This window comes from Flavobacterium sp. (genome assembly GCF_013823965.1).
GTDB lineage: Bacteria > Bacteroidota > Bacteroidia > Flavobacteriales > Flavobacteriaceae > Flavobacterium.
Map to the genome: position 1 here is coordinate 41,417 of NZ_PNNA01000074.1, position 13,471 is coordinate 54,887.

The window sequence follows — 13,471 nt, forward strand, 5'->3', positions numbered from 1 at the left end:
GTTTAATTCTTTATACAATTCTTATATTTGACGTTCTAAAAAACCTCATAATATGGACTTTATATACCAGGATCCTTATCCAATTTTAAAAGACGATACCCAATACCGCAAAATCACATCTGATTTTGTAAAAACAGAAAAATTAGGCGAAAGAGAAATCTTGACCGTTGACCCAAAAGGCTTGGAATTGTTGGCGCAAGAAGCTTTGAAAGACGTTTCTTTTATGTTGCGAACAGCACATTTAGCAAAACTAAAAGCCATTCTTGACGACCCCGAAGCGACCGATAACGACCGATTCGTGGCTTATAATTTATTGCAAAACGCAGTCGTGGCCATCGATGGTGAATTGCCTTCTTGTCAAGACACCGGAACGGCGATTGTAATGGCCAAAAAAGGCGAAAATGTATATACAGGAGTCGATGATGCCGAATGGCTTTCTAAAGGGATTTTTAATACTTATCAAGAAAGAAATCTTCGTTATTCCCAAATTGTGCCTATCAGTATGTTCGAAGAGAAAAATTCGGGTTCAAATCTTCCGGCGCAAATTGATATTTATGCCAAAAAAGGGGCTTCTTACGAATTTTTGTTTTTGGCAAAAGGTGGCGGTTCTGCCAATAAAACCTATTTGTACCAACAGACAAAATCATTGTTGAATGAAAAATCATTGGATGCTTTCGTTCGTGCCAAAATAATGGATTTGGGAACTTCGGCTTGCCCGCCGTATCACTTGGCTTTAGTGATTGGAGGAACTTCTGCGGAAGCGAATTTGGCTGCCGTTAAAAAAGCTTCGGCTGGATATTTTGACCATTTGCCAACATCAGGAAATATGGCCGGTCAGGCTTTCCGTGATTTGGAATGGGAAAAAAGAGTGCAGTTGATTTGTCAACAAAGTGAAATTGGAGCACAATTTGGAGGAAAATATTTCACCCACGATGTTCGCGTAATCCGTTTGCCACGTCACGCGGCTTCTTGTCCGGTTGGATTGGGAGTTTCTTGTTCTGCCGATAGAAACATTAAAGGAAAAATCACCAAAGACGGTATTTTTGTGGAGCAATTGGAGGTAAATCCAAAGCAATTTTTGCCAGCAACACCACCACATTTAGAAGAAGCGGTTGAGGTTGATTTGAACCAACCAATGGCCGACATTCTTAAAAAATTATCGCAATACCCAATCAAAACCCGTTTGAAATTAAACGGAACTTTAATCGTTGCTCGTGACATTGCCCACGCCAAAATCAAGGAATTATTGGATGCGGGTAAACCAATGCCGGAATACTTCAAAAATCACCCAATTTATTACGCAGGACCTGCAAAAACACCTGAAGGAATGCCGTCTGGAAGTTTTGGACCAACTACTGCGGGCAGAATGGACGTTTATGTGGAGGAATTCCAAAAGAACGGCGGAAGTATGGTGATGCTTGCCAAAGGAAACAGAACCAAAGACGTGATGAATGCTTGCAAAACCTACGGTGGTTTCTATTTGGGTTCCATTGGAGGGCCGGCGGCTATCTTGGCCAAAGAAAACATTCTTTCGGTTGAGGTCGTTGATTTCGAAGAATTAGGGATGGAAGCCGTTCGTAAAATCACGATTAAAGATTTCCCTGCTTTCATTATCACTGACGATAAAGGGAATGATTTCTTTGCTAATTTGTAGTTTCCAATAACCATAAATAACTCGAAGTCTCGCACTTAGTTTACAAAGTTTTTAACCGCAGATTCCCAAATTATAAGCATGATTTTTTCAGGCTGGGAATCTGCGGTATTTTTATTTTAGAAGCTGCTCTAAAATGTATTAAATTGTATGGATTTTAGTTATTTTTGTAACCAATTTAAATATAGAATCCGCATTCTTGGCAACCTTTGCGGTTAAGAAATAAACATAATGGCAAAAATACTCACCGGCGTTCAAAGTACAGGAACACCACATTTAGGTAACTTACTTGGCGCAATCATTCCCGCAATCGAATTATCGAATAATATTGAAAACGAATCCTTTCTTTTTATCGCCGATTTGCATTCGATAACTCAAATAAAAGACGGAAAAACTTTAAGAGCAAATACTTACAGCACTGCAGCAGCCTGGCTTGCCTGTGGTTTGAATGTGGAGAAAGTGGTTTTTTACCGTCAGTCAGATGTGCCACAAACGGCAGAATTGTCTTGGTATTTGAGTTGTTTTTTCCCATTCCAAAGATTGACATTGGCACACTCCTTCAAAGACAAAGCTGATAGATTGGAAGATGTAAATGCGGGATTATTTTCTTATCCAATGCTGATGGCGGCTGATATTTTGTTGTATGATGCCGAATTTGTTCCCGTGGGAAAAGACCAGTTGCAGCACATAGAAATTACACGTGATGTTGCTTCTCGATTCAATCACCAAATGGGAGAAACATTTGTAATTCCTGAAGCCAAAATCGAAAAAGACACGATGTATATTCCGGGAACCAATGGTGGAAAGATGAGTAAATCAGCCAACAATTTCATCAATATTTTCTTGGATGACAAAGCATTGCGCAAGCAAATTATGAGTATCGAAACCGACAGTACGCCACTCGAAGACCCCAAAAATCCAGAAACATGCAATGCTTTTGCTATTTATAAATTATTGGCAAACGAAAGTCAAATTCAAACAATGACCGCCAATTACCTTGGTGGAAATTACGGCTACGGTCACGCCAAACAAGCCTTGTTTGAACTGATTATCGATAAATTCAAAACAGAAAGAGAAAAATACAATTACTACATAAACAACCTCGCCGAAGTGGATTCTTTACTAAAAGCTGGTGCCGAAAAAGCTGGAATGGTCGCCAATGGTGTTTTGGCTAGAGTGAGAGAAAAATTGGGATATGAGTAAATGAGGTCTTTTATTTTGCCACATTGAATCATAAAAATATTAATCAATCACCATTTCGGGAATTTCTCCATCGATAATTAAATTGGCTTCTGTGGAGGCAACTATGTATGCTACAGAAACGCCTGGCGCACGTTCTAACAGTTTAAAACCATTTGGAGTAATTTCCATTACTGCCAACTCGGTAACGACTTTTTTTACGCAGCCAACGCCCGTTAATGGCAAAGTACATTTTTTTAGGATTTTACTTTCTCCGGCTTTGTTGACGTGCATCATGGCCACGATAATATTCTCGGCCGAAGCGACCAAGTCCATGGCGCCGCCCATTCCTTTGACCATTTTTTTGGGAATTTTCCAGTTGGCAATATCGCCGTTTTCGGCAACTTCCATCGCACCAAGAATCGTTAAATCGACGTGTTGCCCGCGAATCATTCCGAAACTCATTGCCGAGTCAAAGAAGGAAGCGCCTTCCATAGTCGTGATGGTTTGTTTTCCGGCATTGATTAAATCGGCGTCTTCTTCGCCTTCAAAAGGGAAAGGCCCCATTCCCAGAACGCCGTTTTCGCTCTGGAATTCCACTTCAATTCCTTTAGGGATATAGTTTGCCACTAGAGTTGGAATCCCAATTCCCAGGTTGACAAAATATTTGTCTTTGACTTCTTTGGCAATTCGTTTGGCGATATCTTCTTTTGTTAGCATAATTTTGAACCGTTAAGTCTTTTTAAATCATATAAGGAATAGAAGGTCAATTTAAGTTGTTGCTTTTGACTGTGTACTGCAACTGAACACTATTTTTCCCTCACCGTTTTTTTCTCAATCCTCTTTTCGTATTTTTCGCCTTGAAAAATGCGTTGCACAAAAATTCCGGGCGTGTGAATTTGGTTGGGGTCGAGGGTTCCGGCTTCGACTAGTTCTTCTACTTCGGCGATGGTGATTTTGGCGGCACCTGCCATGCAGGGATTGAAATTTCGAGCGGTTCCTTTGAAGATGAGGTTTCCAGCCGTATCGCCTTTCCAAGCTTTCACGATGGCAAAATCGGCTTTGAAGGCCAGTTCCATCACGTGCATTTTTCCGTTGAATTCTCTGGTTTCTTTGCCAATGGCGACTTCGGTTCCGAAACCGGCTGGTGTGAAAAAAGCGGGAATTCCGGTTTGTGCCGCTCGACAACGTTCGGCCAGAGTTCCTTGTGGGATGAGTTCTACTTCGAGTTCTCCCGAGAGCATTTGGCGTTCGAATTCGGCATTTTCTCCCACGTAGGAAGAAATCATTTTTTTGATTTGGTGTTTTTGCAAAAGCAGTCCCAAACCAAAATCATCGACACCGGCATTGTTTGAAATACAGGTGAGATTGTTGGTTTCTTTTTTGACGAGTTCGGCAATGGAGTTTTCGGGAATGCCGCACAATCCAAATCCACCCAGCATTAGGGTCATTCCGTTTTCGATTCCTTGGAGTGCTTCTTGAACGTTGTTAACTTTTTTGTTGATCATATCGTGTTTTTTAGCCCAGATGGCAGCGATATCCTTTTTACCCCGCGTTTTTTAGCGGGATAAAAAGATTTAGCGAACAGCTGGAAATAGCTCCTCATTATAAAACCAATAACTACAAATTGCTTAGCTCTCGTAATGCTTACTAGAACTCGAATTCCTCGGTATCTTGTTCTACTGCAGTGGTGTCTTTTACGACTGCAGGACGGGTGTAGCAATCTACTTTTATGGAAAGATTTGGTGGTCTTTCGAAATCTTCTTTGGAAACTTTTAGGTTTTTGTCTTCGTAGCAAAGCTTCATGAAATATCCCCAAACAGGCAATGCGGCTGTGGCTCCTTGTCCATAAGTCAAACTTTTGAAACGTGCCGAACGGTCTTCGCATCCTACCCAAACTCCGGTTACCAGATTGGGTACCATTCCCATAAACCAACCGTCTGACTGGTTTTGTGTTGTTCCTGTTTTACCGGCAATAGGATTGGTAAACATATATGGGTAGCCTGTCCAACGGGTGTCTCCGCTTCCGCCGCCTTGTGTTCTTAATCTTGCTCCAGAGCCACTTTCGGTAACGCCTTGCAACAATTTGATAACGGCAAATGCAATGTCTTTATTCAATACATCGTGTGATTCTGGAATGGGTTCGTAAATCACCACGCCACTTTTGTCCTCAATTCGAGTGATGAATTGTGGTTTGACATAAACGCCCTGGTTGGCAAAAGTTCCATAAGCGGCTACCATATCTTCGACGGTGATATCAACTGCACCCAATGCAATGGATGGTTGAGCTGGAATTTCGGATTTTACGCCTAATTTATGGGTCAATTCGATAACGGCTTCCGGACCTGTTTTGTCGATTAATTTGGCCGAAATGGTGTTGATGGAATTGGCTAATCCTTGTTTCAATGTGACCATTCCACGGTATTGATTGTTGGAGTTTCTAGGTTCCCAATCTTCGGTTACGTGGTGACGTCCTTTGCGAATCATGAACGGTCCATCGACAATGGTGTCACAAGGCGACATCCCCAATTGTTCGATAGCCGTGGCATAAACAAAGGGTTTGAATGTGGATCCTACTTGTCTTGCTCCTTGACCCACGTGATCGTATTGGAAATATTTGTAGTTGATTCCTCCAACCCAAGCCTTGATGTTGCCTGTTTGAGGTTCCATGGCCATTAAACCGGATTGCAGAAAGTGTTTGTAATAGCGAATGGAATCCAATGGCGTCATGATAGTGTCTTTTTCGCCTTTCCAGGTGAAGACCTTCATTTTTGTTTTTTTGCTGAAAGAAGCGATGATTTCGTCCTCGCTTTTTTCCAATTCTGTCATTACCGTCCATCGGTAGGATGCTTTCATCGCTTGTTTGAGGATGCGTTGGGTTTCTGCTTCGGAAATGTTTACAAAAGGTGCGTTTTTATTGTCTTTGGCTTCAATAAAAAATTGTTCTTGCAGGTTAGCCATGTGTTTTTCAACCGCTTCTTCGGCGTGCAATTGCATTCTGGAATCGATGGTGGTGTAGATTTTCAAGCCGTCTTTGTAGATGTCGTAATCCGAACCATCGGCTTTTTTGTTTTCTTCGACCCATTTTTTCATGTAATCACGCAAATATTCCCTGAAATAAGTGGCCGTTCCTTCGCGGTGACTTTCCAGTTTGAATTTTAACGTAATAGGCAATGCTTGTAGTTTTTCTTTTTGGCTTTCTGTAATTATACCGCCTTTTTCCATTTGCGAAAGCACTACATTTCTACGGTTTTTTACACCTTGCGGATTTTTTACGGGATTGTACAACCCTGAGTTTTTGAACATTCCGACCAATATTGCCGATTCGTCAATGGTTAAATCTTTGGGTGCTTTTGAAAAGTAGGTTTGCGCCGCAGAGCTTACCCCAACGGAATAATTTCCAAAATCATACACGTTGCAGTACATGGCGATGATTTCGTTTTTGGTGTATTGTCTTTCCAATCGGATGGCAATTATCCATTCCTTGATTTTTTGAACGATTCTGAAAGGCAGGAATTTTGAACCTTCTCCGTGAAATAATTGTTTGGCCAATTGTTGGGTCAAGGTACTGGCTCCTCCGCTGGTTCCCATACTGGCAATGGCTCTCAATGTTCCTCTGCCATCTATTCCGGAGTGTTCATAGAAACGTTCGTCTTCAGTGGCTATAAGTGCTTGCACAAGATTTTTTGGCAAGTCGGAGTACTTTAATTGGGATCTGTTTTTTTCAAAATATTTTCCCAGAATCACTCCGTCAGACGAGATGATTTCTGTTGCCAAATTGGAATCTGGATTTTCTAAATCTTCGAATGAAGGCATGGAACCAAAAAGACCCCATGATGCAAATAAGAAAAAGACCAGCACGCCTCCCAAACCATAAAAGAAAACTTTCCAAAATTTCTTTTTATAGTATTTGATGTCTTTTTCTATGTTGTTTGTTTGATTATTGTTTTTTCGAGTAGCCATATTATGTTTTAATCTATTTTTTCTATTCTAAAACCCACTTCCGTAATTCCTTCTAAAGCAGTTACTCCAGGAACTTTTCCGTTTTCTCGAACGGCTTGTTTGATATTCACTTTGTATTTCCCTCTAAATCGTACTTTTTCTTTATAAAAAAGTTTGCTTTCCTTGATATCCGTAAATCCATCGCCCAACAAGGTTCCGTCTGGTTCTGCCATTTGATATTCTAGCGTGTCGACTTTTGTAAAGCCGTTTGGCATTTCCAGTGCAACAATTAAAAACAGATTGTTGAATGGATAGTCATTGTTGTTTCTCAAATTTACGAATAAATTGTATTGTTTGGTTGAATCTAGCTCCGGTAAATCGAAAGTTACAACACTGTCTTTATGCCATGCCGTTCCCACGGTTTTGTATTCGTCGAAAACCCTTTTTTTATCACAGGAAAAAAAGAGTATCACAACTAAAATCAGTAATGCACTATTGTTTATTCTCATTTTTGGTGATAATTATTGGTTTTCTGGCTACCGCAGGTTTTTTATCGTTTGCTACATTAGGCTTGGAATTGTTGTTAGGCCTTTTGTTGTTGTTTGATTTATTATTGTTTGGTTTATTGCTGTTTCCGTTTCCGTTTTCGCTGTTTTTGTTTGCAACAATAACATTTTCTCCGCCGGGTTTGCGTTTTTTGTTTGGTTTTTTCTTTTTCTTGGGTTGGTCAAAACGGGTTAAACTTTCCTGGCCCATCGCGTTGTTAAAGTGTTTTTCCGGTTCTTGAATCACTTCAATTGCAAAATCTTCAATTGAAGCCACTTTGTTTTTGAGCTTGTTTTCGGCAATGATTTCGTTGACTTGCTCTATTTTTAGCATGTGCCAATTAGCAAAATCATTGGTGTAGGCAAACCACATCAATCCTTTGAAAATATCCTGTTTTTGGCAAATGGCATCACCTTTTTCGGTAACTAATTTGGTGTCAAAACTTGGAAAACCTTTCAAGGCATCCATATAAGTATCCAATTCATAATTCAGGCAGCATTTTAATTTTCCGCATTGACCAGCCAGTTTTTGTGGGTTCAAGGACAATTGTTGGTAACGTGCTGCCGAGGTGTTTACACTTCTAAAATCAGTTAGCCAAGTCGAACAACAGAGTTCTCTTCCGCAAGATCCAATTCCGCCCAAACGTGCGGCTTCTTGTCGAAGACCTACTTGTTTCATCTCGACTCTGGTGCTGAATTCTTTGGCGAAATCTTTTATTAAGAGTCTAAAATCTACTCTGTCATTGGCGGTATAATAGAAAGTGGCTTTCGAACCATCGCCTTGGAATTCGATGTCGGAAATTTTCATTTCCAGTTTTTGAGCAATGGCCAATTCTCTTGCACGAACCTTCATTGGTTCTTCTTTATCACGGGCATTGGACCAGATATCAATGTCTTTTTGAGACGCTTTTCTGTAGACTTTGGCAACATCAGAACTGGCAGGATTGACTCCTTTTTTCTTCATTTGGATGCGAACCAATTCACCTGTTAGCGTTACGATTCCGATGTCATGTCCCGGAGAAGCTTCGGTGGCAACAATGTCGCCCATGCATAATGATAGTTTTTCTGTATTGCGATAAAATTCTTTTCTTCCGTTTTTGAAACGTACTTCGACACAATCAAACGGAGCTTCTCCATTGGGTAAACTCATGTTGGAAAGCCAGTCGAAAACCGTTAATTTGTTGCAGCTATCGGTGCCGCAAGTCCCATTATTTTTACAACCTTTTGGTGCGCTACCATCAGAAGTCGAACAACTTGTACATGCCATAATTTTATATGTAGTATTGCGAAAGACGCAAATTAAGTTTTTAAAACGTTTAGTTGGTAAAGATAGTATTTTTTTTAGTTTTGATTTTCAAGTTTAAGATTTCCAATTTTCATAAAAAAACCTCAATTTCTTTTTACGGAAATTGAGGTTTTTAATTTGATTATGAATCAACTATTGTTTGTCCCACCAAACTGGAGTAACCATTGGTTTGAAATTAGCTGAATAATTTGTGGCATTCGAGCCTCTTTCATTGGTTGAATATACAAATCTTCTTATCCATTTTCCGCCATTTACTGGGTCGGTATTCACAGGAATCGTTAGGCCTTTGAAAGCATTTGCCGAAAAGTCGTATCTTCTATAATCTGTAAATGTTTCTGGATTCAAAAACAGGGCAATGAATTTTTGACGCATGATGTCTTTCAATTCTAATGCTGCAGCGCCCTTATCGATAGATGTGTCTGATAAATAGGCCGTTTGCGATGCTGATGCAACGCCTAATTTAGTCATGTTTGCAGTGATACCCGCTTTGTAGGCGGCATAGGATGCGGCATTTGTACCTGTTGTGGTTGCATTTCCTCCATTAATAAGAAATTGTGCTTCGGCTTCCATAAATTTAGCCTCGGCATAACTTAAAATAACTGTTGGTGCAGCAGCGTTTGAATAGTAAAATTCAGTGCCAATTTTTGCCGATGACCCTGTTCCTGTCCCGTTTGTGGTGCCAATAAATCCTGCTCCTGTTGTGGGCTGGCTTCCACTAATACCGGCGCCGTTATAGGTTCTCATGTCAACCAATAATGGTAATCTTGGATCCATGTTTACTGTAGTAAATGGGTATACTGTTCCTCCATTTATGTAGCTTATGAATTGATTTGAAATCGCATACAGTACATTTCCTGCAAATAATCCTAATTGACTCGCATACCAAGGATTCACATTTACAGCATTGTATTTTATTTGAAAATCTTCTGTGTTTGCAGTAAATCCTTTTGCCAAGCTTTCCACAACAGCATTTCCAGTGACAACTGATCCGTTTATTTTTGATAAATGCAATTGATATCGGGCTTTGAAAGTATAAGCCGCTTTGGTCCATTTAGTAATGTTTCCTGCATAAATCAAATCTTCTGAGCCTGGTGCAAAAGTAGATGTGTTTGGACTGGAAAATAGTACAATTGCATCATCCAATAATTTAATTACATCTGCATAAATAGTTTGCTGACTATCATATTTTGGAGTAAAATTTTGACCCGACAAAGTTGCTTCTGTGTAAGGAACATCTCCATAGATATCAGTAGTTTGTCCTATATTGATCGCTTTCAAAACTTTTGCAATGGCAAGGTAATGGCTTGAATTTGTGGTTATTGATTTCTCTTCCAAGACTTTGATGTTTGGCAACGCTTTTGTGTAAACGGTGGCCCAATAATTATCTAAAGTACTTAAATAGTGGTTGTCAATCCCTTGTCGGTCTTGTACTATTGTAGTTATGTGTTGATCTACAATTGCAATGTTTGTTGATGCTTGATACTGTGCAGTCATCGTATATTGAATACAAGGCGATAAAACATCTTTCATTACCACAACTTCATTGGCCAATATATTGCTTGGTGTGTTTACATCGAAATAGCTATCACTGCAACTGTAAATTGAGATTGCCAGTATTGACACTCCTACAATTTTAAATATATTTTTCATAATTCTCATCTTTATTAATTAAAATCCAATATTAAGTCCCAAGGAATAACTTTGTGTCAGAGGAATGCTTTTTCCTGTAAATCCGTACACATTGCTTCCTGCACCATATTGTGTTCCTTCAGGGTCAAAACCTCTGTATGGAGTCCAAATCAAGAAATTACTTCCACTGGCAGTTAATGACATTGAGTCTAATTTCATGCGTTTTACAATCGAGGAAGCTAGATTATAAGTCAGATTTACATTTCTCAATTTGAACCAAGATGCATCTTGTATTAAAATCTCCGAAGCCCTGTTGATAACGGTGTTTCTCCAATATGTATTTCCGTCGTACATAATTGGGATGTCGTTTTTAACATAACCTCCAGCTCCGTCTGATTTTACACCGTCTAAAACTTTTGAATAGTTTCTGTCTTCTGTCATTTTCAAACTTCCGTTACGAATACCATTTCTTTCGGCTGAATCGAAAACTTCGCCTCCTTTTTTGTATTCAACCAAAAAGCCTAAATTCCAGTTTTTATATTTTAAGCTATTGTTTAATGTAATCACATAGTCAGGAAAAGCATTTCCTACATTAGTATAGGCGATTGCCCCATTGGCATCTTTTGCCATTACGGGTAAACCATTAACAATTAATCGTTGTCCATTTACATAAGCCCATGATTGTGCGTACAAAGAACCTATTGCATCACCCACTTTTATACGAGAATACACTTCAGAAGCACCAGCGTCATTTGCAAAATCGATTTGTTCAAACGGTAACGATAATACTTCTGTTTTATAAGCCGTAAAATTTGCAGTAGCAGTCCATTTAAAATCGTTGTTTTTTATGATATCTGCCGCTAAAGTAAGTTCGTGACCTTTAGTGTTTAAGGAACCCGAATTTTTCCAAATTGATGACAATCCTGCAGATTGTGGAACGGTAACTTTCAAAATTTGTCCATCGCTCGTTCTATCAAAATAAGTATATTCCAGACGAATGCGATTCTTTGCAAAGTTTAAATCGATACCTGCTTCATTGGTGGTTACAATTTCAGCTTTGATATTCGGATCTGCATCCACGGTTCCAATACTTACTCCTCCAATTCCATTGAAAGGGATATCAGGAGATGAATACCTGCCAATTCCAAAAGGAGGAACTTTCCCTACTTGCGCCCATGACCCTCGAAGTTTTCCGTAAGAAAGGATGCTGGCTTCTTTGTCTATAAAGTCGTTGAAAACGAAAGCTAAATTTGTTGAAAAATAGTTAAAAGCACGATTTGCTTTTGGTAGCGTAGAAGCATAATCCCTTCTTCCTGTTACAGATGCAAAAATTATTTCTTTATAATCAGCTTTCAACTCGGTATAATACCCCACTGTTCTAACAACTTCATTGGTTTGTGACACATATTTGTTGATGGTATTTGCCATATTGTTGAAATTTGGTTTTAACAATCCTTCTCCTCTTACATTCATGTAATTGGAATTAGTGTCAAAAATCATGTTTCCAACCAAAGCAGAAGTGTTAAAATCGCCAAATTTTTTGTTGGCAGTAACCATAAAGTTAGAGTTTAATCCTTTAAAGTTGATGTTTTCGTTTACGATAAAACCACCTACAGGTCCTCCGGCATCCAATTCAGCACCAACATAACGGTTTCTTTGTTCGGCATAGTTGTCTAAACTGGCTCTGTAAACTACTTGCAACCAAGGTTTTGCTTGCCAATTCACATCGGCAGAAGCAATCCAACGATCTACTTTGTCATGCAAGTTGCTTACCATTGCTAAATATAATGGCTGGTCAACCGTTCCCACGGACCAATCTTTCTCGCTTCCGGAGGGCGTTAAATAATCATTGACATCGATAGATGGTGACCAATAAGAAAGTACACTCATGATTGATCTGTCTCCTCCATTGGCACGAGCTCCACCAGAATTAGAATAAGCTACCGAGGTTCCTAGTTTTAAATTTTCTGAAAGTTTGTATCCTCCATTGAACTTGAAAGTTTTTCGGGTATAATCAGTATTTGGCACAATACCTTGGTCTTTACTGCTAGACGCCGACACAAAATAATTTATTCTATCGGTGCCACCGCTGAAGCTAACATTATTTGTAAAATTAATTCCTGTTTTAAAGAAATCTTTGTAGAAATTTCTGTAGTATATTCCAGGACCATCAGCACTTGAATATTTGGGACCATTCGATTGGAAACCTCCATTGATAATCGCTCCAGTGGCGCTATTTGGATTTACGTTAAATTCAATACCAGAAGGAGTATTTGCATTCATGCTTTTTACAGCAGGATAATAATCAAACACAGCAGGAGTTTGTGAGTTCAAGTTTACTCTTCTATACGAACCTTCTCTGTAAGTAGATTGTAGTTCAGGATATTTATTTACATCGCTAAAAGAAGTACTCGAAGAAACATTTACTTTTGTTTTTCCTTCTTTTCCTTTTTTGGTAGTTATGATAATTACCCCATTTCCGGCCAAGATACCGTACAAGGCTGTCGCTCCTGCTCCTTTTAACACAGTATAGGATTCAATATCATTTGGATTTAAGTCAACTCCACGATTGGAGAACGAAAATTGCTCGGCACTACTTGGTGAGTTACCGATACTCGCCAAAACATTACCAGATATGGTGCTGTTGTTTACTGGGTTTCCGTCAATAATAATTAAAGGTTGATTGTTACTTCCTGTACTCAAGGAGGAAACACCACGAATTAAAATATCAACACCACCTCCAGCTTCACCTGAAGTTTTGCTTATGGTTACACCTGAAACACTTCCTTGCAGCGACTCTAATGCATTTAATTGGCCAGGACGTTCCACGTCTGCCGCCTTGATGGTCTGGTTGGCATATCCTAAAGATTTGGATTTGTTTTTAATCCCCATCGCCGTTACCACGACTTCCTCTAGTTTATTTTCGCCATTTTCTTTTAAAATTACGTTGAGGCTGTTGCCCGTAACTTTTATCTCCTGATTTAAAAAACCGATATAAGAAAATACCAAAGTGCTTCCTTTTGAAGCTTCAATTTGATAATTTCCATCAATATCTGTCGCAACGGCAGATTTGGTTCCTTTCAGGGAGACATTTGCACCCGGCAAAGCGAGACCTTGGGCGTCTGAAACCTTACCTTTTACGATAATGTTTTGGGAATAGTTTGTAAGTATTCCGAAAAAAAACAGTAAAAGAATTAAATACCTTTTTTTCATTGTGGT

The 13,471-nt window shown here is 39.4% G+C and carries 9 protein-coding genes; 2 read left to right on the forward strand and 7 right to left on the reverse strand.

Features of this window, described 5'->3' with window-relative positions:
• The first annotated feature begins 52 nt into the window (after window positions 1-52).
• Together C0430_RS08495 and trpS are read left to right on the forward strand one after the other, a co-directional pair.
• Window positions 53-1,654: a fumarate hydratase gene (locus tag C0430_RS08495; protein ID WP_290868155.1), complete on the forward strand. Its 1,602-nt coding sequence runs from the start codon at window positions 53-55 to the stop codon at window positions 1,652-1,654.
• A gap of 228 nt (window positions 1,655-1,882) precedes the next feature.
• The gene (gene trpS, locus C0430_RS08500) at window positions 1,883-2,854 is read left to right on the forward strand and encodes a tryptophan--tRNA ligase (protein WP_290868158.1); all 972 of its coding nucleotides are present in this window, start codon (window positions 1,883-1,885) and stop codon (window positions 2,852-2,854) included.
• Between the two features lie 39 nt (window positions 2,855-2,893).
• Here the strand turns inward: trpS and C0430_RS08505 are convergent, their stop codons facing one another.
• The 7 genes from C0430_RS08505 to C0430_RS08535 all read right to left on the reverse strand — a co-directional run bounded on the left by C0430_RS08505 (window position 2,894) and on the right by C0430_RS08535 (window position 13,465).
• A complete protein-coding gene (locus C0430_RS08505) occupies window positions 2,894-3,550 on the reverse strand; it encodes a 3-oxoacid CoA-transferase subunit B (protein ID WP_290868161.1) in 657 nt (218 codons plus the stop codon).
• A gap of 89 nt (window positions 3,551-3,639) precedes the next feature.
• Window positions 3,640-4,338, reverse strand: coding sequence for a CoA transferase subunit A (locus C0430_RS08510; protein ID WP_290868164.1), 699 nt, complete (start codon window positions 4,336-4,338; stop codon window positions 3,640-3,642).
• 142 nt (window positions 4,339-4,480) lie between these two features.
• Window positions 4,481-6,793, reverse strand: coding sequence for a transglycosylase domain-containing protein (locus C0430_RS08515; RefSeq protein WP_290868167.1), 2,313 nt, complete (start codon window positions 6,791-6,793; stop codon window positions 4,481-4,483).
• Window positions 6,794-6,801: 8 nt separating this feature from the next.
• Window positions 6,802-7,281, reverse strand: coding sequence for a gliding motility lipoprotein GldH (locus C0430_RS08520; protein ID WP_290868170.1), 480 nt, complete (start codon window positions 7,279-7,281; stop codon window positions 6,802-6,804).
• Window positions 7,265-8,584, reverse strand: a complete 1,320-nt coding sequence (ricT, locus tag C0430_RS08525; protein WP_290868173.1) for a regulatory iron-sulfur-containing complex subunit RicT — start codon at window positions 8,582-8,584, stop codon at window positions 7,265-7,267. The genes C0430_RS08520 and ricT overlap by 17 nt, the downstream gene beginning before the upstream one ends.
• Before the next feature lie 171 nt (window positions 8,585-8,755).
• Window positions 8,756-10,273 carry a SusD/RagB family nutrient-binding outer membrane lipoprotein gene (locus tag C0430_RS08530; RefSeq protein WP_290868177.1) on the reverse strand — a complete coding sequence of 506 codons (1,518 nt, stop codon included), beginning with the start codon at window positions 10,271-10,273 and terminating at the stop codon, window positions 8,756-8,758.
• An 18-nt stretch (window positions 10,274-10,291) separates the two neighbouring features.
• A complete protein-coding gene (locus tag C0430_RS08535) occupies window positions 10,292-13,465 on the reverse strand; it encodes a SusC/RagA family TonB-linked outer membrane protein (RefSeq protein ID WP_290868180.1) in 3,174 nt (1,057 codons plus the stop codon).
• Window positions 13,466-13,471 lie beyond the last annotated feature (6 nt).